The organism is Streptomyces sp. NPDC102283 (assembly GCF_044766265.1).
In the GTDB taxonomy this organism is placed as follows: domain Bacteria; phylum Actinomycetota; class Actinomycetes; order Streptomycetales; family Streptomycetaceae; genus Streptomyces.
On record NZ_JBIWLQ010000001.1, the window covers coordinates 378,282 to 400,586 of the forward strand.

The 22,305-nt window shown below is 70.6% G+C and carries 20 protein-coding genes and 1 pseudogene; 14 read left to right on the forward strand and 7 right to left on the reverse strand.

The window, feature by feature from the left end:
• Nucleotides 1-15 precede the first annotated feature (15 nt).
• Nucleotides 16-404: pseudogene (locus ACIRJT_RS01865) on the reverse strand (peptidoglycan-binding protein); the annotation flags it as partial.
• On the opposite strand from ACIRJT_RS01865, the gene ACIRJT_RS01870 reads away from it, so the two are divergent.
• Together ACIRJT_RS01870 and ACIRJT_RS01875 are read left to right on the forward strand one after the other, a co-directional pair.
• A complete protein-coding gene (locus ACIRJT_RS01870) occupies nucleotides 349-594 on the forward strand; it encodes a hypothetical protein (RefSeq protein WP_403904484.1) in 246 nt (81 codons plus the stop codon). The pseudogene ACIRJT_RS01865 and the gene ACIRJT_RS01870 sit on opposite strands and share 56 nt — an antisense overlap.
• 189 nt (nucleotides 595-783) lie before the next feature.
• Nucleotides 784-1,197, forward strand: a complete 414-nt coding sequence (locus ACIRJT_RS01875) for a hypothetical protein (protein ID WP_403903217.1) — start codon at nucleotides 784-786, stop codon at nucleotides 1,195-1,197.
• A 67-nt stretch (nucleotides 1,198-1,264) separates the two neighbouring features.
• On the opposite strand, the gene ACIRJT_RS01880 is transcribed toward ACIRJT_RS01875, so the two are convergent.
• Nucleotides 1,265-1,588: a hypothetical protein gene (locus tag ACIRJT_RS01880; protein ID WP_403903219.1), complete on the reverse strand. Its 324-nt coding sequence runs from the start codon at nucleotides 1,586-1,588 to the stop codon at nucleotides 1,265-1,267.
• A gap of 65 nt (nucleotides 1,589-1,653) precedes the next feature.
• Nucleotides 1,654-1,791: a hypothetical protein gene (locus ACIRJT_RS01885; RefSeq protein ID WP_403904486.1), complete on the reverse strand. Its 138-nt coding sequence runs from the start codon at nucleotides 1,789-1,791 to the stop codon at nucleotides 1,654-1,656.
• A gap of 519 nt (nucleotides 1,792-2,310) precedes the next feature.
• Between ACIRJT_RS01885 and rpsL the strand changes: the two genes are divergently transcribed.
• The 4 genes from rpsL (at nucleotide 2,311) to tuf (ending at nucleotide 6,674) form a co-directional block, all read left to right on the forward strand.
• Entirely contained in the window at nucleotides 2,311-2,682 is a 372-nt protein-coding gene (rpsL, locus tag ACIRJT_RS01890) for a 30S ribosomal protein S12 (RefSeq protein WP_003948652.1), read from the forward strand.
• Between the two features lie 2 nt (nucleotides 2,683-2,684).
• Nucleotides 2,685-3,155 (forward strand): 30S ribosomal protein S7, encoded by a 471-nt coding sequence (rpsG, locus tag ACIRJT_RS01895; RefSeq protein ID WP_003966970.1) that lies wholly within the window; start codon nucleotides 2,685-2,687, stop codon nucleotides 3,153-3,155.
• A 38-nt stretch (nucleotides 3,156-3,193) separates the two neighbouring features.
• Entirely contained in the window at nucleotides 3,194-5,323 is a 2,130-nt protein-coding gene (fusA, locus tag ACIRJT_RS01900; RefSeq protein ID WP_018960198.1) for an elongation factor G, read from the forward strand.
• Nucleotides 5,324-5,480: 157 nt separating this feature from the next.
• Nucleotides 5,481-6,674 carry an elongation factor Tu gene (tuf, locus tag ACIRJT_RS01905; RefSeq protein ID WP_007445914.1) on the forward strand — a complete coding sequence of 398 codons (1,194 nt, stop codon included), beginning with the start codon at nucleotides 5,481-5,483 and terminating at the stop codon, nucleotides 6,672-6,674.
• Nucleotides 6,675-6,792: 118 nt separating this feature from the next.
• Here the strand turns inward: tuf and ACIRJT_RS01910 are convergent, their stop codons facing one another.
• Nucleotides 6,793-7,950, reverse strand: coding sequence for a sensor histidine kinase (locus ACIRJT_RS01910; protein ID WP_403903224.1), 1,158 nt, complete (start codon nucleotides 7,948-7,950; stop codon nucleotides 6,793-6,795).
• 388 nt (nucleotides 7,951-8,338) lie between these two features.
• On the opposite strand from ACIRJT_RS01910, the gene ACIRJT_RS01915 reads away from it, so the two are divergent.
• The 4 genes from ACIRJT_RS01915 (at nucleotide 8,339) to ACIRJT_RS01930 (ending at nucleotide 16,255) form a co-directional block, all read left to right on the forward strand.
• Nucleotides 8,339-14,551, forward strand: a complete 6,213-nt coding sequence (locus tag ACIRJT_RS01915; RefSeq protein WP_403904414.1) for a DNRLRE domain-containing protein — start codon at nucleotides 8,339-8,341, stop codon at nucleotides 14,549-14,551.
• A gap of 67 nt (nucleotides 14,552-14,618) precedes the next feature.
• On the forward strand, nucleotides 14,619-15,125 hold the full coding sequence (locus ACIRJT_RS01920; protein ID WP_403903227.1) for a hypothetical protein: 507 nt from the start codon (nucleotides 14,619-14,621) through the stop codon (nucleotides 15,123-15,125).
• A 3-nt stretch (nucleotides 15,126-15,128) separates the two neighbouring features.
• Nucleotides 15,129-15,644, forward strand: coding sequence for a hypothetical protein (locus ACIRJT_RS01925; protein WP_403903230.1), 516 nt, complete (start codon nucleotides 15,129-15,131; stop codon nucleotides 15,642-15,644).
• 8 nt (nucleotides 15,645-15,652) lie between these two features.
• The gene (locus ACIRJT_RS01930; RefSeq protein WP_403903233.1) at nucleotides 15,653-16,255 is read left to right on the forward strand and encodes a response regulator; all 603 of its coding nucleotides are present in this window, start codon (nucleotides 15,653-15,655) and stop codon (nucleotides 16,253-16,255) included.
• A gap of 95 nt (nucleotides 16,256-16,350) precedes the next feature.
• Here ACIRJT_RS01930 and ACIRJT_RS01935 read toward each other — a convergent pair whose 3' ends face one another.
• From ACIRJT_RS01935 to ACIRJT_RS01945, 3 genes are all read right to left on the reverse strand, one after another.
• Entirely contained in the window at nucleotides 16,351-17,076 is a 726-nt protein-coding gene (locus ACIRJT_RS01935) for a S1 family peptidase (protein WP_403903236.1), read from the reverse strand.
• Between the two features lie 147 nt (nucleotides 17,077-17,223).
• On the reverse strand, nucleotides 17,224-19,245 hold the full coding sequence (locus ACIRJT_RS01940; protein WP_403904416.1) for a PIG-L family deacetylase: 2,022 nt from the start codon (nucleotides 19,243-19,245) through the stop codon (nucleotides 17,224-17,226).
• 184 nt (nucleotides 19,246-19,429) lie between these two features.
• A complete protein-coding gene (locus ACIRJT_RS01945) occupies nucleotides 19,430-19,888 on the reverse strand; it encodes a GNAT family N-acetyltransferase (protein ID WP_403903238.1) in 459 nt (152 codons plus the stop codon).
• Nucleotides 19,889-20,356: 468 nt separating this feature from the next.
• On the opposite strand from ACIRJT_RS01945, the gene rpsJ reads away from it, so the two are divergent.
• Genes rpsJ through rplW form a run of 4 tightly spaced genes read left to right on the forward strand, consistent with a single transcriptional unit; the run spans nucleotide 20,357 to nucleotide 22,302 of the window.
• Nucleotides 20,357-20,665: a 30S ribosomal protein S10 gene (gene rpsJ, locus ACIRJT_RS01950; RefSeq protein ID WP_003948644.1), complete on the forward strand. Its 309-nt coding sequence runs from the start codon at nucleotides 20,357-20,359 to the stop codon at nucleotides 20,663-20,665.
• A 14-nt stretch (nucleotides 20,666-20,679) separates the two neighbouring features.
• A complete protein-coding gene (gene rplC, locus ACIRJT_RS01955) occupies nucleotides 20,680-21,324 on the forward strand; it encodes a 50S ribosomal protein L3 (RefSeq protein WP_003966960.1) in 645 nt (214 codons plus the stop codon).
• 4 nt (nucleotides 21,325-21,328) lie between these two features.
• Entirely contained in the window at nucleotides 21,329-21,979 is a 651-nt protein-coding gene (gene rplD / locus ACIRJT_RS01960; protein WP_003966959.1) for a 50S ribosomal protein L4, read from the forward strand.
• Nucleotides 21,979-22,302, forward strand: coding sequence for a 50S ribosomal protein L23 (rplW, locus tag ACIRJT_RS01965; RefSeq protein ID WP_007446738.1), 324 nt, complete (start codon nucleotides 21,979-21,981; stop codon nucleotides 22,300-22,302). The genes rplD and rplW overlap by 1 nt, the downstream gene beginning before the upstream one ends.
• The last annotated feature ends 3 nt before the right edge of the window (nucleotides 22,303-22,305 follow it).

Here is a 22,305-nt window from a genome sequence, read left to right on the forward strand (position 1 = left end):
GCCCCCGCGACCGTACGGGACCTTCAGCGCTTTCCACGACGTGCGGCCCGGCCGGCCGTCGGCCTCCGAGCCCCGGAAAGCCGAGCTTGCGCTGCCAGGCGGCGTACGAGCGGCGGTCGGCCTCGGTCCAGCGGGGTCCGGGGCCGACGGCGTACGTCGCGCAGCCCTCGGCGGCCAGTCGGCGGCCCAGCGGTGACGACGGGGGAGCTGGGGCGGGCGGTGAAGAAGGCGGCCCCGGGGAACGGCTGATAGCGGGGAGGGGGCGGGGGTGCCGGGCTTCGAGGGCGGGGCCGGGGGCCCGGTCGAGGTGTCGCCGGCCGGGGCGGCCGGCCGGGGATGGAGACCTTGATGCGGTTGAGGCTGTCGATCGCCGAGTTGATCAGACGGATCACCGCGTTGATGGGGCATATCAGGCCGATTCCGTTCCGTTCGAGATTCCTCTTCTTCAGCCAGGCCTTTATGGCCGGACCAATGTTGATGAAAGGAGTGATCTCCAGCTTCGCGATGGCCGGCGCGGTGACGATTCCGACGACTTCCGACTGTTTCATCGACTCCTGGAAGCTGCTCCTGGTCTCTTCCGTGCCCCGGGTCTGAGTGGCCAGTACTTCCTTGTCGGTGGCCAGTGCCGTCGCTTTGATGTCCTTGGACGTGGCCAGGCCGGAAATCCAAGACCGGTCGGCCTTCTTACCCAGGTTCGTCCTGGGCTCTGCCACCTCTTCGGTCAGTTGTGCATGGTCTTCTCTGCCATTGCTCCTCCTGATGGCCGACTGGTAGCATCCCGCCATGTCTGCCTACTCAATTCCCGTACTGGTCAGCTCACTTATGGGTGTGGGGGCCATGGTGTGGGGTGGTGCGATCGCCCTGAGCGCGTATCGCGAGTACCGCAGGAGCCGAACGGCGACGGTGGAAATCCTTTCCGTCATCCAGCTCGAAACCGAACGCGCCTATCGCTTCCAGGTGATAGGCCAGGAAGATTCGCCCGGTGCGGGTGATTCGAAATGGATGGGCGCCAAGGCGAATAAATTCGGGGGTCGCACCTTTGAGGTCGGTGAGCATGTCCAGGTCGATTACGACCCGGGATATCCGGTGTTTCTCTACCCGGCCCGCGCCTACCCGAAATGCCGTATGTGGCTGCCGGCGATCTCGGGAGTTGTCGCCGGAGGCGCGGTCGTCGTGAGCGTCAACGGATTCTTCTGACGGCTCGCTGAAGGCGGCGCTTTCCGGGCCGGTGTCGCAGCGTCCGGCGCGCAGCGGTTTTCCCGCGTCAGGAGAAAAGGCGCAGGAGATCTCCCCTGCTGGGCGGCTCGGGCGCGTCGGCCCCGGCCCCGGCCGACGCCTCTCCCGGCCTCGGCACCGGCACCGGTGATGCGGGCTGCTCGGCGTCCTCGTCGGTGTCGACCGAGGCGGAGGTCCAGTTGGCGGCGGCGAGATGGTCCACGGCCGCGGCGAGCAGGTAGTCGCAGACGCTCCGTTCCGACGCCTCGCCGTGGAACTCCTGAGCGACGGCGCTGTCCCGGGGCATGTGCTTGACCAGCACCGGGAGTCGGTGTGAGGTCAGCCGGCCGCGATGCGAGTCCAGCAGGTCCACGCCGTAGTGCCGCGGCAGGTCGGCTTCGAGTGCCTCGGCGTGTTCGCTGATGAACGCGTCGAGGCTCAGCCTCCCCGCAGGCCGAGCCCGGTCTCCCTGCCGTACGCCTCCGGGAGTGCGGCGATGTCCTGCATGGTGATCTCGTGCTGCTCGAAGCGGCCGGGCCGCTCCTCGCCGAGCAGGAGCCGCAGCGGCCCGTCCACGTCGTTGTCGTCCAGGACCCCGCTGCGCGTCCCGGCCGTCCCGGCCGCCGGGGACCGGCTCTTGGGTCCGGGCCCGCGCTCGTACCCAAGAGCCGCAACTCCCGGGTCCCGACGATTCCCGCCCTCCCCGCGTCGCGGCGGCGTCCGCCGGGCAGGCCGCCGGCCGAGGGCGGGGGGCTCCGTCACCTTGGGCGACGGAGCCCTCCGAAGGCACGGACGGACCCGGCCCGCCGACCGCCCGGTCCGTACGCCCGTGGCCAGGGCCGCCCCGGCGTGTCGGGGTGGACTGCATTTGTTTTGACCCAGCTCCGTGAGGTAGGTACGCTCAAGCCTTGTGCCTGGGGTGTGCCTGGGCTCGTGTGCGTGTCCTCAGCCGCATCGCGAGTCCGTCAGTAGCCACCGCAATCTGCGCCCTTCCGCCCTTGGGGCGGGAGTCCGCAGTATTCGACACACCCGACCGCGTGGGTCGGCGATGTTCCAGGTTAGTTTCACGAACGGCACACAGAAACCGGAGAAGTAGTGCCTACGATCCAGCAGCTGGTCCGGAAGGGCCGGCAGGACAAGGTCGAGAAGAACAAGACGCCCGCGCTCGAGGGTTCGCCCCAGCGTCGCGGTGTCTGCACGCGTGTGTTCACGACCACCCCGAAGAAGCCGAACTCGGCGCTCCGTAAGGTCGCGCGTGTGCGTCTGACCTCCGGCATCGAGGTCACGGCCTACATCCCGGGTGAGGGACACAACCTGCAGGAGCACTCCATCGTGCTCGTGCGTGGTGGCCGTGTGAAGGACCTGCCGGGTGTTCGTTACAAGATCATCCGCGGCTCCCTTGACACCCAGGGTGTCAAGAACCGCAAGCAGGCCCGCAGCCGCTACGGCGCCAAGAAGGAGAAGTAAGAATGCCTCGTAAGGGCCCCGCCCCGAAGCGCCCGGTCATCATCGACCCGGTCTACAGCTCTCCTCTTGTCACCTCGCTGATCAACAAGATCCTCCTCGACGGCAAGCGTTCCACCGCCGAGCGGATCGTGTACGGCGCCATGGAAGGCCTCCGCGAGAAGACCGGCAACGACCCGGTCATCACGCTGAAGCGCGCGCTTGAGAACGTCAAGCCCTCGCTCGAGGTCAAGTCCCGCCGTGTCGGTGGCGCCACCTACCAGGTGCCGATCGAGGTCAAGCCCGGTCGTGCCTCCACCCTCGCTCTGCGCTGGCTCGTCGGCTACTCCCGCGCCCGCCGCGAGAAGACCATGACCGAGCGCCTCATGAACGAACTGCTCGATGCCTCCAACGGCCTCGGCGCTTCGGTCAAGAAGCGTGAGGACACCCACAAGATGGCCGAGTCCAACAAGGCCTTCGCGCACTACCGCTGGTAGTCGCTACCCCCATCGAGACCGAGAGAAGATTGAGCCTTATGGCCACCACTTCGCTTGACCTGGCCAAGGTCCGCAACATTGGGATCATGGCCCACATCGACGCGGGGAAGACGACCACCACTGAGCGGATCCTCTTCTACACCGGTGTGAGCTACAAGATCGGTGAAGTCCACGACGGCGCTGCCACGATGGACTGGATGGAGCAGGAGCAGGAGCGCGGCATCACGATCACGTCCGCCGCGACGACCTGCCACTGGCCGCTCAACGATGTTGACCACACCATCAACATCATCGACACCCCGGGTCACGTCGACTTCACCGTCGAGGTGGAGCGTTCGCTCCGCGTCCTCGACGGCGCCGTCACCGTGTTCGACGGTGTGGCCGGCGTCGAGCCGCAGTCCGAGACCGTCTGGCGCCAGGCGGACCGCTACGGCGTTCCGCGTATCTGCTTCGTCAACAAGCTCGACCGCACCGGTGCCGACTTCTTCCGCTGCGTCCAGATGATCATCGACCGCCTCGGCGCGACCCCGATCGTCATGCAGCTCCCCATTGGCGCCGAAGCGGACTTCACCGGCGTCGTCGACCTCGTGTCGATGAAGGCCTTCGTGTACCCCGAAGAGGCCGCCAAGGGCGAGATGTACAACACCGTCGAGATCCCGGACAACCTCAAGGAGTCGGCCGCCGAATGGCGCGGCAAGCTCCTGGAGGCCGTGGCCGAGAACGACGACGACATGATGGAGCTGTACCTGGAGGGCACCGAGCCCACCGAGGAGCAGCTGCACGAGGCGATCCGCCGCATCACGCTGGCGTCGAAGGGCAGTGCCGACTCCGTCACCGTCACCCCGGTGTTCTGTGGCACCGCGTTCAAGAACAAGGGCGTCCAGCCCCTGCTCGACGCGGTCGTGCGCTACCTGCCTTCCCCCCTGGACGTCGAGGCCATCGAGGGCCACGACGTGAAGGACCCGGAGAAGGTCATCCAGCGCAAGCCCTCGGACGACGAGCCGTTCTCCGGCCTGGCGTTCAAGATCGCGAGCGACCCGCACCTGGGCAAGCTCACCTTCGTCCGGATCTACTCCGGTCGCCTGGAGGCCGGCACCGCGGTGCTGAACTCCGTCAAGGGCAAGAAGGAGCGCATCGGCAAGATCTACCGCATGCACGCGAACAAGCGTGAGGAGATCGCATCGGTGGGCGCCGGCGACATCATCGCCGTCATGGGTCTCAAGCAGACCACCACCGGTGAGACGCTGTGCGACGACAAGAACCCGGTCATCCTGGAGTCCATGGACTTCCCGGCGCCGGTCATTCAGGTCGCCATCGAGCCGAAGTCCAAGGGTGACCAGGAGAAGCTGGGTGTCGCCATCCAGCGCCTCTCGGAGGAGGACCCCTCCTTCCAGGTGCACTCCGACGAGGAGACCGGCCAGACCATCATCGGTGGTATGGGCGAGCTTCACCTCGAGGTGCTCGTCGACCGCATGAAGCGCGAGTTCCGCGTCGAGGCGAACGTCGGCAAGCCCCAGGTCGCGTACCGCGAGACGATCCGCAAGGCCGTCGAGCGCATCGACTTCACGCACAAGAAGCAGACTGGTGGTACCGGCCAGTTCGCGAAGGTGCAGATCGCCCTCGAGCCCATCGAGGGTGGCGACGCCTCCTACGAGTTCGTCAACAAGGTCACCGGTGGCCGCATCCCCCGTGAGTACATTCCCTCGGTGGACGCGGGTGCTCAGGAAGCCATGCAGTTCGGCATCCTGGCCGGTTACGAGATGGTCGGCGTCCGCGTCACCCTTCTCGACGGTGGTTACCACGAGGTCGACTCCTCGGAGCTCGCCTTCAAGATCGCCGGTTCGCAGGCGTTCAAGGAGGGTGCCCGCAAGGCCTCTCCCGTGCTCCTCGAGCCGATGATGGCCGTCGAGGTCACCACGCCCGAGGACTACATGGGCGATGTCATCGGCGACCTCAACTCCCGCCGTGGCCAGATCCAGGCCATGGAGGAGCGCAGCGGCGCTCGCGTCGTGAAGGGCCTCGTGCCCCTCTCGGAGATGTTCGGCTACGTCGGAGACCTCCGCAGCAAGACCTCGGGTCGCGCAAGCTACTCGATGCAGTTCGACTCCTACGCCGAGGTTCCGCGGAACGTCGCCGAGGAGATCATCGCGAAGGCCAAGGGCGAGTAACTCTCCCGAGCTCACGCTTTAGGCTTGTCACCGGAGCCTGGTGGGCATCGGGCACAGCGCGCGAGCACTGTGCCCGATGCCCCCGGCGCCGGCACCCCAGCAAAGATCACCTGGCGCCGATGAAGCAAGGCGTACAGAACCACTCAGGAGGACCCCAGTGGCGAAGGCAAAGTTCGAGCGGACTAAGCCCCACGTCAACATCGGCACCATCGGTCACATCGACCACGGTAAGACGACCCTCACGGCCGCCATTACCAAGGTGCTGCACGACGCGTACCCCGACCTGAACGAGGCCTCGGCCTTCGACCAGATCGACAAGGCTCCCGAAGAGCGCCAGCGCGGTATCACCATCTCCATCGCGCACGTCGAGTACCAGACGGAGTCGCGTCACTACGCGCACGTCGACTGCCCCGGCCACGCGGACTACATCAAGAACATGATCACGGGTGCGGCGCAGATGGACGGCGCCATCCTCGTGGTCGCGGCCACCGACGGCCCGATGCCGCAGACGAAGGAGCACGTCCTCCTGGCCCGCCAGGTCGGCGTCCCCTACATCGTCGTCGCGCTGAACAAGGCCGACATGGTGGACGACGAGGAGATCCTGGAGCTCGTCGAGCTCGAGGTCCGTGAGCTGCTCTCCGAGTACGAGTTCCCGGGCGACGACCTTCCGGTCGTCAAGGTCTCGGCGCTCAAGGCCCTTGAGGGCGACAAGGAGTGGGGCCAGACCGTCCTCGACCTGATGAAGGCCGTCGACGAGTCCATCCCGCAGCCCGAGCGTGACGTCGAGAAGCCGTTCCTCATGCCGATCGAGGACGTCTTCACGATCACCGGTCGCGGTACGGTCGTCACCGGCCGCATCGAGCGTGGTGTCCTGAAGGTCAACGAGACCGTCGACATCGTCGGTATCAAGACCGAGAAGACCACCACCACGGTCACCGGCATCGAGATGTTCCGCAAGCTGCTCGACGAGGGCCAGGCCGGTGAGAACGTCGGTCTGCTCCTCCGTGGCATCAAGCGCGAGGACGTCGAGCGCGGCCAGGTCATCATCAAGCCCGGCTCGGTCACGCCGCACACCGAGTTCCAGGCGCAGTCCTACATCCTGTCGAAGGACGAGGGTGGCCGTCACACCCCGTTCTTCAACAACTACCGCCCGCAGTTCTACTTCCGTACCACGGACGTGACGGGCGTTGTGACCCTTCCCGAGGGCACCGAGATGGTCATGCCGGGTGACAACACCCTCATGGACGTCTCGCTGATCCAGCCCGTCGCCATGGAAGAGGGCCTGAAGTTCGCCATCCGTGAGGGTGGCCGGACCGTGGGCGCCGGCCAGGTCACCAAGATCATCAAGTAGTTTCTGCTTGGTCCTTGGACCTGGTGGCTCACTGAGCCGCAAGAAGGGCCCCGCACCTCGAAAGAGGTGCGGGGCCCTTCGTCGTGTCGGCCCTTCGCCGCGCGCGGGGCCGCCGGGGTCACGGGGCCGGGGCCCGGCCCGGCGCGGGCCGGGGGTGGGGCGTGGACGGTGCGGCTGGCACGGTCGCCGTCAGGACGAACGTCCCGTCCTCGGACGCGGTGGTGAACGTGCCGCCCAGCGCGAGGACCCGGCCGGCCAGTCCTGCCAGCCCCGTGCCGTGACGCCCGGGAGCGTCGGCGGTGGCCCGCCCCCCTGCCGCCCCGTCGTTGCGGACGGTGAGCCGGATCTCCCCGCCGTCCGCCCGCAGGACGATCTCGCACGAGGTGGCCCGGCTGTGCTGGAGCACATTGCCCACCGCCTCGCGCAGCACGAAACGCAGACAGCCCACGACCGCCGGATCGGGCTCGGCCCACGGCGGCAGCACCGTCCGTACCTCCACGCCGGAGGCGGCGAGGACCCGCTGGGCGTGGGCGAGCTCGTCGGAGAGGGAGAGGTCGCCGCCGTCCGGCCGGCTGATCGACCGCACATCGTCGTGGAGCCGCCGGGCCAGGGCGATGATCTCGGTCAGCGCACCGCGTTCCCGCTCGCCCCCGGGCGGCGGGTGGCCCTGCGCCGCGCCGCGCAGGGCCACCTCGCCCTGGAGCACGATCGCCGTGAGCGACGAACCGACCAGGTCGTGCAGGTCCTGCTGCATCCGGGCCCGCTCCCGCTGCTCCGCCAGGTGCGCCGTGTGCTCCCTGTTGGCGCCCAGCCGGGCCGCGAGGAGTGCCAGGTGGGCGACGGCGAAGACGGTACTCGCGGTGATCGCCGTACTGAGCAGGATGCTGAGCGGGCTGCGGTCGGTGGTGATCAGGTCGGTGGTGGAGAGCACGGGGCCACTGGCGCCGACCGCCACGGCGATGGGCACGGAGGCGTTCGGCGGCAGGGTCAGCAGGACGGCCCCGGCGAGAAAGCCCAGCAGGCTCAGCCACCGGTAGTTGAAGAGCAGCAGCGGCAGATAGGTCAGCACCGCCTGGACGAGCAGGAGCCACCAGCGCCGGCGGTGCGGCAGCCGATACGGCGGCGGAGCGTACTGGCCCAGCATGACCGCGGGCATCAGCACCAGCACGGTCAGGCCGGCGACCACCGTGCGCCTGCCGAGCGGCGAGGACGCCACCTCCAGGGCGACGAGCGCGAGAGACCCGACCACCAGGACGGCCAGCGCCCCGATGGCCACCCCGAAGCCCTGTGGCGCACCTCCTCCAGGGCGTGCTGTGCCCCCCATCCCGTCCCCCCGGTCTTCCCGCGTCGTGATCCGACCCGGTCGATTCTCCCGCAGCCGGGGAGGCCGGCGGGCCCGCTCTCCCGGGCCGTCCTCCCTCGGCCCGGTGCGTACGCGAACGGGCCGGGAAAATGTGGGTGGTTCGTGAAGGCTTCACTTTTTCCGCACCGGTCCCCTTGCTTGGATCACCTCTGTTTCGTGCTCACGACAACAGAGAGGTGCCGACGTGTCGGAACACCATGCGCCCGCCCCCGGCTGGGAGGGCTCGTCGTTGGTCCTTCAGCGGCGAAGACGGATACTGCCGCGCATCGCCCTCGGCACCGCCCTGGTGCTGGCGGCGGAGATGGCCCTGCTGACGGAGAGCGGCCAGGCCGTCGCCCTCGCACCGCAGTCGTCCCGGGCCGCCGCCGAGAAGCCGGTGTCCGAGGTGCCCCCGGCGCCTTCCGAGGCCGCGGACATCCTGTCGGCGAAGGTCGCCGCCAAGCTGTCCGGCAAGCGCGTCGAGGCGCTGTCCGAGCGCACCGAGACCTCCACGACCTGGGTGAACAAGAACGGGTCCCTCACCACCGAGCTGTCGTCGGGGCCGGTCCGCTACGAGGAGAACGGCTCCTGGACCGACATCGACGTCGAGCTCCGCGAGACCGCCGACGGCGTCGAGGCCAAGGCCCACCCGAACGGGCTGAGCCTCGCGGGCAAGGGCGGCAGGCTGCCGCGCTCCCTGGCCGAGGCCGACCGGGCCCCCGCCCGGGACCTGGTGACCCTGGGCGAGGCTGACGAGCGGATCACCCTCCAGTGGCAGGGGGGTCTGCCCGCCCCCGAGCTGGACGGGACGAGGGCCACGTACCCCGAGGCGCTGCCGGGGGCGGACGTGATCGTCGAGGCGACCCGTACCGGCTTCGAGCAGTACGTCGAGATCAAGAAGCGTCCGGCCGAGGGCTACACGTACACCCTGCCGCTCAAGGCCGAGGGCCTGAAGGCGAAGGAGCAGCCCGACGGCAGCGTGCTGTTCACCGACGGAAAGAACAGGAAGCGGGCCGTGATGCCCGCGCCGGTGATGTGGGACTCCACCGTCGACAAGGTGTCGGGCGAGCACACGCGCCGGGTGCCGGTGGCGATGGAGGTGGTGGAGAGGAAGGGCGCCGTCGATCTGGTCGTCACCCCGGACGCGGCGTTCCTCGCCGACCCCGAGACGCGCTATCCGGTCACGGTCGACCCGTCGACCTCCTCGCTGTCGAACGTCTTCGACACCTACGTCCAGCAGGGCGAGACCCGGGACTGGTCCACCGACGTCGAGCTCGACTTCGGCAACCCCGGGACGACGAACGCGAACGGCACCCCCCGTACCGCCCAGTCCTTCATCACCTGGAACACCGCGCCCATCGCGGACGCCCTGGTCTCCAGCGCGAAGCTGAGCCTGTGGAACTTCCACTCGGCCAACACCACCTGTGCCGCACAGTCGTGGCAGGTCTGGTCCTCGCCGGCCGCGACGACGGCCAGTCGGTGGACGAACCGGCCGACGATGACGGCCATGAAGGCGGAGTCCACCGAGACGCGCGGCAATCCCGGCTGCGCGTCCCAGCCCGACGGCTGGATCAACGCGAACGTGACCACGCTGGCCCAGGAGTGGGCCGGGGCCAAGGCCACCCGCGGCCACCTGGGCATCCGGGCCAAGAGCGAGACCACCGTCGCCCAGTGGAAGCGGGTGAACTCCGCCAACGCCGCGAAGAACCCGCCGAAGCTCACGGTGACGTACAACTTCCGGCCGCGTACGGGCACCAAGCAGGAGGCCGGTCCGCCGTTCTTCTCCTACGCGGGCCTGTACATGGTCAACACGTTGACGCCGACGCTGCGCGACACCTTCCTGGACGCGGACGGCGACCAGGTCAACGGCACCTTCCAGATCTTCGACAACGCCACGAACACGCAGGTCGGGAACCCGGTCGTGTCGAAGTTCGTCCCGTCCGGCCAGGCTGCCGCGGTCACCGTCCCGTCGGGCGTACTGGCGGAGGGGAAGACGTACAAATTCCGTACGAGCCCCTATGACGGCACCCACTACAACACCGGCTGGTCGGCGTGGAAGACCTTCACCGTCGACACGAAGGCCCCGTCCGCCCCGACGCGGATCGCCTCCACGGACTACCCCGCCGGCCAGTGGGTCAAGGGTGAGGGGCAGCCGGGCGTCTTCACGGTGACCCCGCCGAGCGGGAGCGACCACAACTGGCTGGAATGGACCCTGGACGGGGTGACCTGGACCAAGGTCGGCACCGGCGGGGCCGCCGCGAACAGGGCCATCACCGTCACCCCGCCGAAGAACGGCAGCCACACCCTCCAGGTGCGGGCCGTCGACAGGGCGGACAACAAGTCCGAAGCGGTGGAGTACCTCTTCCACGCCGGATCGGGCGGCTTCGTCCAGCCCTCGGAGGGTGAGCGGACCGCGCGCCGGCTCCCGCTGACGGCTGAGGCCGAGGCGGGCAAGTACACCGCGGTCGCCTTCTCCTGGCGGCGCTCCGAGGCTGATCCCTGGGTGCGGATCCCCACCGGGGACGTCACCTCCGGCGGCAGCGCGCTCACCGCGTGGCCGGTCCCGCTGACGAACGGCCGGAACGCCCCGCTGGTCTGGAACGCCACCCGCACCGTCGACCCCGACGGCACCGTCCAGCTGAAGGCCGACTTCACCGGCCCGAACTCCGCGGCCGGCAGCACCGCCCCGCTGACCGCGGTCGTCGACCGCAACGCGGACGGCGCGGCCACCACCGAGGTGGGTCCCGGCTCGGTCAACCTGCTCACCGGCAACTACACGCTCTCGGAGACCGACGTCTCGGTCTTCGACCTGTCGGTGTCCCGTACGGCGGCCTCCCGCACCCCGAACCGGGGCGGTTCCCAGGAGGGCCAGGCCGCGATCTTCGGCAAGGAGTGGGTCTCCGGAACCGCCGCCGAGGCCACCGAGTCCGATTACAGCCACGTCCGGCGGATCTCCGACACCGCGGTCGACGTGGTGCTGGAGGAGGGCGACGCGATCCACTTCACCGCCAACGCGGCGAAGAACGGATGGATCCCGGAGCCCGGCTCCGAGGACCTGACCCTCAAGGGCGGCGTGACCGGAACGTTCACGCTCTCCGACACGGAGGGGACGGTCACCACCTTCACCAAGGCGGATGCCGCGGCGACCACCTGGCAGGTCTCCAGCGTCCTGGACGACGGCCTGACGAACAGCGGGATCAAGGTCGTGTCCGAGACCGTCACGGTCGGCGGCAAGAAGCTGGCCCGCCCGAAGCGGATCATCGCCCCGACCACGGCCGCCACCACGGCCACGTGCGAGACGACCCCCGCGACCAGGGGATGCAAGGTCCTGGAGTTCGTCTACGCGACGGCCACGACCGCCACGGGCACGGCGAACAACGACCAGTTCGGCGACTTCGCCGGCCAGGTCCGCGAGATCCGTGTCTGGGCCACCGATCCCGGCGCCACCGCCGCGACGGCCACTGCCGTGGCGACCTACCGCTACGACTCGGGCGGCAGCCTGCGGCAGCAGTGGGATCCCCGGCTGAGCCAGGCATCCCAGACCCAGTACGCCTACCACGGCGGCCGGGTCACCTGGCTCCAGCAGCAGGGACTGCTCCCGTACACCTTCACCTACGGCAACGCCGGAGCCGGTACGGCCCCCGGCGACGGCATGCTGCTGACGTCCTCGCGGCAGGCGCTGAAGCAGGGCACCGCCGCCACGGTGGAGGGCGACGCGGTCACCGGCATCGTGTACGGCGTACCCGTCACCGGCGCCGGGGCGCCGCACGCCATGGGCACGGCCGCGGTCCGCACCTGGGGGCAGACGGACGCGCCCAGCGACGCCACGGCCGTCTTCCCGGCCGACGCGCCGCCCGCCTCCCACGCGGGCGCGGACCTCGCGGCGGGCGGCTACGCGCGGGCCACCGTCACCTACCTCGACGCCTCCGGCCGGACGGTGAACACCGCAGCTCCGGGCGGGCACATCACCACCACCGAGTACGACCGCTTCGGCAACACGGTCCGGGAACTGACCGCCGCCAACCGGGCTCTGGCCCTGGGCGCGGGCGAGGCGCGGCAGGCCGTCCTCACCGACCTGGGGATCAGCGCGATCCCGTCGGCCGAGCGCGCACAGCTGCTCTCGACCCTCTCCGTCCACGACGGGAGCGGGGTTCGCAAGACCGAGCAGTTCGGCCCGCTGCACCGGGTGGACCTCTCCGAGGACCTCAAGGAGGGCTCCACGGTCCTGGTAGGCGCGGGCACCTCGGTGCCGGCCCGGGCCTGGACGGTCAACGAGTACGACGAGGGCCGCCCCACCGACGGCACCGCCAGGGCGAAGGGCCAGCTGACGCTGGCCGTCACCGGGGTCCGGGTCCGCGACCACTACGGGGTCATGGGGGAGAAACGCCTCACCGGGACCCAGTACGACTGGGTCAAGGGCCTGCCCACGCTGACCGTCCAGGACCCGGGAGGCCTCGACATCGTCACGAGCACCGGGTACGACGACCAGGGCCGGGTCACCTCCCAGGTCCTGCCGGGCGGCACGGGGAACGACGCGGCCGGCCGGATCACCGCGTACTGGTCGGCCACCGGAACGGGCTGGTGCAAGGGCCGGCCCGAATGGGCGGACCAACCGTGCTGGACCGGCCCGGCCGGTGACATCACCGGCGGCGGCACCCACCCTGCCAAGCTGCCCAACACCACGACGGAGTACGACCGCTGGGGCCGGCCCGCCACGGTCACCGACGAGGTCGACGGGGTGTACCGCACGACCACGACGACGTACGACGCCGCCGGGCGCAAGATCAGGGAGACGGTGACGGGCGGCCTCGGCCAGGCCGTCCCGGAGTCCACCACCGCGTACGACCCGGCCACCGGGGCGACCGTCGAGGTCTCCTCTCCCACCGGCGGGACGATCACCAGCGCGTACGACCTGCTGGGCCGGCTGATCTCGTACACGGACGCCGACGGAGGGGTCACGCGGACCGAGTACGACCTGCTCGACCGGAAGGCCAAGGAGACGGACTCCGTTCCCTCCACGGTGACGTACGCCTACGACCACACGGCCGAGCCGCGCGGTCTCCTCACCACGAGGACCGACTCCGTCGCCGGCGCCTTCCGCGCCACCTACGACGCCGACGGTTCGGCCGAGACGGAGAAGCTGCCCGGCGGCCACACACTCCGGATCACCGAGGACCCCACCGGGACGGCGATCGGCCGCACCTACACGCGGGACGGCGACGGCACCACCGTCTTCACCGACTCGATCACGCGCAACACCCACGGCCAGGTCTCCACCCACGGCGGCTGGTCGGACCAGCGCTACCGCTACGACGCGTCCGGCAGGCTGACCGGGGTCGAGGACACCGTCGACGGGGAGTGCACCCGGCGGACCTACACCCTGGACCGGCGCTCCAACCGGACGTCGCTGCTCACGGCGGTCGGAGCCCCCGGCACCGACTGCCCCACGGGCGGCCGCACCGCGGTGGGGCACCGCTACGACAGCGCCGACCGGCTGGTCGACGCGGGCTACGCCTACGACGCCTTCGGCCGGACGACGGCACTCCCCGGCGCCACGGTCGGCTACCACGCCAACGACCTCGTCCACCGGCAGACCGCCGGCGGCCGGCGGCAGACCTGGGCACTGGACGCGAGTCTGCGTTTCCGCTCATGGAAGGTCGAGACCGGCGCCGGCTCCACGTGGACGCCGGCCGAGTCCAAGGTCAACCACTACGACGGCGACGGGGACAACCCCCGCTGGATCGTGGAGAACGCCACGACCGGTGAACTGACCCGCAACGTCGCCTCGGCCGCCGGGGATCTGGCGGCGACCACGGAGAAGTCCGGCGGCACCGTGCTCCAGCTCTCGACACTGCACGGAGACGTGGCGCTCATGCTGCCGCTCGACGCCTCGGTGGCGCCGACGGCGCTGGACGCGGACGAGTACGGCAACGCCCGGGTGGGGCAGACACCGGCCCGGTACGGCTGGCTGGGCGCCAGACAACGGTCCGCCGAGACCCTGACCGGGCTCACCCTCATGGGCGTCCGCCTCTACAACCCGGTCACGGGCCGTTTCCTGTCCACCGACCCCGTCTACGGCGGCAGCGCCAACTCCTACGAGTACGGCTACGCCGACCCCGTCAACAAGTTCGACCTCGACGGTCAGTGGGTGCCCCTCGTCGTCTTCGGGGTCCGGGCGGCGGTCGCGTGCTTCCGCTACTGCAAGAAGGCGTACAAAGCCGCTAAGTACGCTTACCGCGGCTACAAGTGGGGCAAGTCGATGCGCCGCGCCCGCTATGTCGGCAAGCACCGCAGGGCGCCCCGTTACAGCTGGAGCCGGGCGGCCAACCGGGGCCGGCAGGGGCTGCGCTGCGGCCTCCAGGGCGGCGGCCTGATGACCCTCGGCGGTGCGGCCTACGGCTACTACCGGTCGGGCCCGCGCGGGTCGGGCACCTATGCGGGGTACGGCGCCGCGTACGGATCCCTGACGGGCTTCGCCTACGGGCTGGGGCGCAGGTCCTCGGCGAGCAGATGCTCGGGCTTCTCCCACCGCTAGCCGACGGGCGGACGCGCCGGGCCCCATCGAGGGGCCCGGCGCGTCCGCGGAACAGGAAGGAAGTCCTTTGAGGAAAGGGAACAGGCCCGCCAACCGCATCGCGGTGGCCGGCACGGCGGGGGCGCTGTACGCCTTCGTCTGCGGCATCGACCTGGTGAAGGCCCGGGAACGGGGGGAGAGCGAGGGGTACTTCGAGGTTCTGGCGGGGGCCGCCCCGATCCCGATGGCGGTGGTCCTCCTCTACTGCGCGCTCTCGCCCGTCGTGTGGCCGGTCCTCGTGGCCGCCGACGCGGAGGTCCGCCCGGGCCGGCGCTCCGACCGGCTGCGCACGCTCGCCTTCCACTGGGGGGCGACGATCCTCGCGGTGGTCCTGGCGGCCTGGTTCGGCGGCGCGTCCGTCGGCGCCGTGCTCGGCGGCTTCCTCGGTTCCGCGGGCGGTCCGGCGCTGCTCGGCGCGTCGACCCTGTTCTGCCTCCTCTCGCCGATCCTGCTGCCCTTCTTCGGGGAGCAGGGGGAGCAGGGGGAGCGGGGGGAGCAGAGGGAGCAGCCGGGGGCGCCGCGCACGGAGAGCTGAGGAATGGACACGACCGAGGAAGCGTCCGGAGCACGGCTCGCCAACCGCGTGGCCCACGCCGCCGTCACCGCCTGGATCGTGTGGGTGGTGAACACCAGTGCCGCGGCCGTCCGGGGCATCGGCCTCGCCGAGCAGTTCAGCGAGCACGTCTCCCGGTGGGAGTACGCGCTCTTCGCCGGGCTCGTCGTGATCCGCCCGGTCGTGGCGCGCAGCCTCACGCCCGTGCTCGTCGGACCGGACCGCGACCTGCGGCCCGCCGGTCGGGCGGCCCGGCTGCGCGCGCTGCTGGTGGTGCTCGCGGCGAGCGCCGCCGCCGTCGGCCTGCTGACCCTGGCGGTGGGCGTCCTCGTCGGGGGCCGCCCTCCCGCCCGGCTGCTCTCCGCCGTCGGCGACCACCTGACCGGGGCCCCCTCCCTGGTCCTGGCCGGAGCCGCGGCCGCTTTCGCGTTCCTGCCGCCCGCGGTGTGGCCCGTGGTGCCGTTCGGACGCTACCGGCGGGCCCGGGGTGGCCTGCGATAATCGCGCCTGTGATCAAGGTGCTGGTGGTCGACGACCATGACGTGGTGCGGTCAGGGCTGGCGGCGCTCCTCACGGCCGAACTGGGCATCGAGGTGGTCGGCCAGGCCGCGGACGGTCCTGCGGCGCTCGCCGAGGCGGAGAGGCTCGGCCCGGACGTGGTGCTGCTCGACATCGATCTGCCCGGGGCGGACGGGATCATCGTCGCCGCCGGGCTCGCGGAGCGGCTGCCCGCCTGCCGGGTGCTGATGCTCACCGCGCTCGACCGCCCGGGTCATCTGCGCCGCGCCCTGGCCGCCGGGGCAGCCGGGTATCTGCTCAAGAACACCACCCCGGCGCGGACCGCCGACGCCATCCGGCGGATCGCCGAGGGCGGTCGCGTCATCGACCCCCGGATGCGCGGGGAGGAGCGGGCAGGCCCCGGCCCGCTCACCGACAAGGAGGCCGAGGCCCTCCGGCTGGCAGCCGGAGGGGCGCACTCCCGGGAGATCGCCGCCGACCTGTTCCTCAGCGTGGGAACCGTCCGCAACAGGCTCTCCTCGGCGGTCGGGAAGCTCCACGCCCGTACCCTCGTCGACGCTGTGCGGATAGCGAAGGACCAGGGATGGGTGTAGGGCCCCGGTACCTCAGGGCGGTGAGGTATGGGGGCCCTACGGTTCACGGGGCGGCGGGTCCGTCAGGTGCCCGCCGCCCCGGGCGGTGGGGTCGGTCAGACGCCCGCGATCGACTGGATCCAGGACCGGTACGCGGTGACGTTCGTGTACGCGGTCGTGGTCTGCCGGTCGCTGGTGGAGGCGACGCCGACCTGGATGCCGTTCGCCGTCATCGGGCCGCCGGAGTCGCCGCCGGCGGTGATGCCGTTGCCGCGGCGGGCGCAGATCGCCGAGCCGCCGTACGCGTCACCGCAGCCGCCGGTGACCGTCACGTTGGCGACCTTCAGGTAGCGGGACTGGCAGTTGGCCTCGGAGCCGCACTGCGAGGTGGCGCCCCAGCCCCAGACCTGGACGCTCTGCCCGATGCTCACCGAGCCGGGTGAGCCGAGGCGGGAGTACGTCGCCTGCACGGAACGGTCCAGGCGCACCAGCGCCAGGTCCGAGCTGTGGGTGTAGGTCTGGGCGCCGTTGGCGACCACACCGCCGCTGTGCTGGTCGAGGCTGCCGATGCGGAACGACAGACCGCCGCCGGTGACGCAGTGCTTGGCGGTGAGGATCCAGGTCGGCGCGATGATCGTCGCCGAACAGGTCTCTCTGCCGTTCGAGAAGAGGCGGGCGGCCCAGGGCGCGTTGGACGCCTGGCCGCCGCCGATGATCTGGGTGGTCGGGGGCGGGGAGTCCTGGAGCGGGGCCTCGGGAGCGGCCGAGGCGGACGGTGCGAAGAGGGCGAGGACGCAGGCCGCTGCGGCGGCGGCAGCGGGCACGAGCCTGGATATACGCATGATTCCTCGTTTCGCGCGACACGCTGGGGTGTGCGTGTCCGTGGGGGATGGTGGGCAACAGGGTGCCGGAGCGCGACGAGGCAGGGGTACTAACGTTTGGGTATAACTCGGCGTTATGGGCCGACAGTTGGGCTGGGTGGTTCCTTTCTACGGTCGCCACACCCAGGGCACGGCGTCCGGCCCGAACCCCACGACGGCCGCCCGCCCGCCCGCCGCGCCGAGGTGGAGGGCGACGCCGTCCAGGGCGACCGGTCCCCGGGACCGTACGGCGGTGCCCCCGGCGGTACGCAGCTGGATCCGGCCCTCCGCGGAACGGCCGAGCAGGACCGGGCCGCTCGGTGAGGCGGCGGCGGTCACCGGACCGTACCCGCCGAAGCGGGGCGCGGGTGCCCGGTCGGCCCGCACGCCGACGAGCCGTTCCCGCGCGGCCGGCCGGTAGTACAGCTCCACGGACCCGTCGGGCGCGGGGAGTGCGCCGGGCGCGTGCGCGGGAACGGGGGAGTCGGTGAGCTGGGTGCGGGCGGTGACGTCCGTGTCCGGGGCGTCCTGCGTCCAGTGGTGCACGGCATGGTGCCCGGCCGCGTACACGTGGACGCGCCCCGCCGCGTCCACGACCGCCGTCAGCCCGTCCTGCACCTCGCCGCCGCCCAGGTCCCGCCACCCGCTCCAGCGCCCGGTGTCCGCGTCCCGCACCCGGGTGCTCAGCCCCTTCTCCGCGTTCCGTACGAAGAGGTGGACGCGGCCGTCCGGGGCGGCCACGGCGACGGGCACTCCGACGCGACGCCCGTGGTCGCCGGTGGTGGCGGGGTTGCCGAGCCCCCGCCAGGCGCGGAAGGGGCCGCCCGGTGAGCGCTGCTCCAGCAGCACGATCTCGCGGTCGTTGTCCGAGCCGTGCCCGGCGAGCGCCGCGAACCGCAGCCCGAAGAGCAGGTGCCGGCCGTCCGCCGTCGCCGCCGAGCCCAGCACCGGGGCGAGCGGTCCGCCGCCGAGGTCGTCCGGTGCGTCCAGGACCTCTCTGCCGGGCGCGCTCTCGCGCCACCGGACGGCACGCAGCCCCAGCACCCCGTAGACGGTGAGCCGGCCGTCCGCCCCGGTGGCGACCCGGGCGCGGGGGCCCGGGTAGCGGTGGTGGGTGGAGCGCACCCAGCCCTTCCGGTTGGTCAACGGCCGGTCGCCGCCCACGTTGTAGTCGCCGCAGCCGGACGGGTTGCCGCACTCCCAGTCGGGCGCGCCGCCGTACGGGACGAGATGGGCGGCCTTGCGCTCCAGCACCCTCGGCGGCAGGTTCTTGGGCCAGTGCCGGTTGTAGTAGCCCCGGAAGGAGGCGACGGCGAACCCGGGCACCGGCTCCCCGGCCGCCGTGGTCCGCGCCACCCAGCGGATCAGCGCCGCCCAGGCGAAGCAGCCGGCCGCGGTGTGGTCGGCGTGGTCGGAATACCCGTGCTGCTCACTGTCCCGGCGGCGCTCGTACTCGCTGCTGAACTGGAGGTCGGGGTCCGGGTCGAGGGTGTGTACGAGGGTCGGCCGGTACTGCTCCAGGAGCCCCACGAGAACGTCGACGAGCCCGTCGTACGTATACGAACCCGCCTTCTCCAGCGGGGAGTCGTCGGCGACGACGGTACGCAGCACCAGCCGCCGGTCCTGCCAGAGGCTGGGCAGCCCGAGGCGCCCGCGCCCGGTGTGCATCGCGGTGCTGAGGAAGATCAGTTCGACCCGGCGGACCCCGTCGGTCAGGACGTCCCGCTCGGCCCGGTGGCCGCCGTGCAGGGTGAGTACCGACCTCTGCCAGGGGGTGAACCGGTCGAGCCCGAGCAGCTCGGCGTACGCCTGGCGCAGGCCCTGGTGGCGGGAGGAGGCGTAGGCGGCGCGGTCCGGCTCCGGGCGCGGGGTGCCGGGGACCTTGTTGAGGCCGTCGGCCTCGCCCGCGGTGAGGTAGACGCAGACCACGGGGGTCCCGGCGTCGAGGGCTTCGCGGGTGTCCGGGTTCATGAAGTACAGGTCGTCGTCCGGGTGGGCCAGCACCTGCATCAGCCGCGCCCGCCGGGTGCTCGCTATGGCCAGGCCGGGGGCCGGGTCGGGCACCGGCCCGCGGCGCCGTGGAGCCGGCACGGCGCATCCGGCGGTGGCGGCGGTCGCGGTGGCCGCGAGGAGGAGGGCGCGCCGGGGCATCCGTGCAGCACGGGACAGGAGAGATCGATCCACCACGCCGCGCACCCCGTTCGCTCCCGCTTCCCCCGCAGCGGGCGAACGGTCGCCCGGTCCTGCGTACTGCCTGGCTCTGCCGCGGGCCACCGGCCGGTCGAGCCGTGCCCGCGGGGGAGTAGACGGGGATCGGGGCGGAAGGGTTGCGCGGTCAGGGCGCGGGTTCGCGCACCAGGAACACGTCGACGGGGTCCTCCCGCTCCAGCGTGAACCCGTGCCGCTCGTAGAGCCGCCGGGCGGCGCTTCCCCGCAGTACGTTCAGGCGTACGGGCACCCGCTCGGCGTCCGTGCGGGCCAGCACCGTGCGGAGGACGGCCGCGCCGACGCCGTGTCCCTGGAGGGCGGGGGAGAGGTAGAAGTGCTCCAGCCACCAGCCGTCCGCGGCCGGCCGCAGCGCCACGCATCCCGTGAAGGCTCCGGCGGCCTCGACGACCGAGGTGTGCTCGGGTGCGTAGGAGTCCCGCAGCCGCTGCCGCACCCGGTGCTCGTCGTAGCGGCCGAGGCGCTCCAGGTCGGGGCGCATGACGAGAGCCCGCAGTTCGGCGATGGCCTCGACGTCCTCGGGTGAGGCCGGGCGCAGGGTCCAGTCGTGGGGCGTGCTCGTCGGCATGACCGGATTCTGGCAGGGGCCCGTACGGGGAGTTCCGGCAGGTCCGTGGGGGTCCCGGCGCCGCCGGATGCGTGCCCGCGTTTGAGTACTCGCTCGCCCGGGGTAGTATTCCCGGCTCGATTGGCCAGGCCCGCGCCCCGTATGGCACACTGACCAGGTTGCTCGGTTGAGTGTCAATGCTGCGCGCCTCCCGCCGGGAGGACCGGAAGCGAGTCCCACAGTACTCGTCGGCCCCCAGGGCCGGACGTACGGGAATCTTTCGGGAAGCAACGCAGGGCGCCGGCCAGGCACCCGGTGGGTGTTCCACCCCCGGTTCCGCGGTCTCAGGGTCCGCACCCCCTTGGTTGGGATCTCCTTCGGGAGATTTTCGTAGAGGGGATGCGACACGCCCGACCGCGTGGGTCGGAGGAGGAGTCCAGAGAACCCCCGGGTTCCAGAGCGTTACGAGAGACAGGACTACTAGTAGCCATGGCGGGACAGAAGATCCGCATCCGGCTCAAGGCCTACGACCACGAGGTCATCGACTCCTCGGCGAAGAAGATCGTCGAGACGGTGACCCGCACTGGTGCGTCGGTCGCGGGCCCGGTGCCGCTGCCCACTGAGAAGAACGTGTACTGCGTCATCAAGTCGCCGCACAAGTACAAGGACTCTCGCGAGCACTTCGAGATGCGCACCCACAAGCGCCTCATCGACATTCTCGACCCCACGCCGAAGACGGTTGACTCGCTGATGCGCCTCGACCTGCCGGCGGGCGTCGACATCGAGATCAAGCTCTGAGGGGACGGGCCGAGATGAGCAAGAACATCAAGGGCGTCCTGGGCGAGAAGCTCGGCATGACCCAGGTCTGGGACGAGAACAACCGGGTTGTCCCGGTGACCGTCGTCAAGGCCGGTCCGTGCGTCGTGACGCAGGTTCGCACCAACGACAGCGACGGCTACGAAGCGGTCCAGATCGCCTTCGGCGAGATCGACCCGCGCAAGGTGAACAAGCCCCTCAAGGGTCACTTCGCCAAGGCCGACGTCACCCCGCGCCGCCACCTGGTGGAGCTCCGCACCCCTGACGCCAGCGAGTACACGCTGGGCCAGGAGGTCACTGCCGAGGTGTTCGAGTCCGGCGTCAAGGTTGACGTCACGGGCAAGAGCAAGGGCAAGGGCTTCGCCGGTGTCATGAAGCGTCACAACTTCAAGGGCCTCGGCGCCGGGCACGGCACCCAGCGCAAGCACCGTTCCCCCGGTTCCATCGGTGGCTGCGCCACCCCTGGGCGTGTCTTCAAGGGCATGCGCATGGCGGGCCGTATGGGTAACGAGCGCGTCACCACCCAGAACCTGACCATCCACGCGGTTGACGCGGAGAAGGGTCTGCTCCTCATCAAGGGCGCGGTCCCCGGTCCGAACGGCGGCCTCGTCCTGGTCCGTACCGCGGCCAAGGGGGCTTGAGGTAATGAGCACCATTGACATCCTTTCGCCGGCAGGCGACAAGGCCGGTACCGTCGACCTCCCCGCGGAGATCTTCGACGCGAAGACCAGCGTTCCGCTGATCCACCAGGTCGTTGTCGCTCAGCTGGCGGCTGCCCGTCAGGGCACGCACAAGACCAAGCGCCGCGGCGAAGTCCGCGGTGGTGGCAAGAAGCCTTACCGCCAGAAGGGCACCGGCCGCGCCCGTCAGGGTTCGACCCGCGCCCCGCAGTTCGCCGGTGGTGGCGTCGTCCACGGCCCGCAGCCGCGTGACTACTCGCAGCGGACCCCGAAGAAGATGAAGGCCGCCGCCCTGCGCGGTGCCCTCTCGGACCGGGCCCGTCACTCCCGTATCCACGTCGTCACCGGCGTGGTCGAGGGTGCCGCCTCCACGAAGGCCGCCAAGACGCTGCTCGGCAAGATCTCGGAGCGCCAGAACCTGCTCCTGGTCGTCGACCGCGCCGACGAGGCCGCGTGGCTGTCCGCGCGCAACCTGCCCCAGGTGCACATCCTGGAGCCGGGCCAGCTCAACACGTACGACGTGATCGTCTCTGACGACGTGGTCTTCACCCAGGCCGCTTTCGAGTCCTTCGTGTCTGGCCCCCAGACCGCTGAGACCGAAGGGAGCGACGCCTGATGAGCGAGGCGACCGTAACCAGCAAGACGTACTCGGACCCGCGTGACGTTCTCGTCAAGCCCGTGGTCTCCGAGAAGAGCTATGCGCTGCTCGACGAGAACAAGTACACGTTCATCGTCGCGCCCGGCTCCAACAAGACCCAGATCAAGCAGGCCGTGGAAGCGGTCTTCTCGGTCAAGGTCACCGGGGTCAACACGATCAACCGGCAGGGCAAGCGCAAGCGCACCAAGACCGGCTTCGGCAAGCGCTCCGACACGAAGCGCGCGATCGTGACCCTCGCCGAGGGCGACCGTATCGACATCTTCGGCGGCCCGACCTCTTAAGTG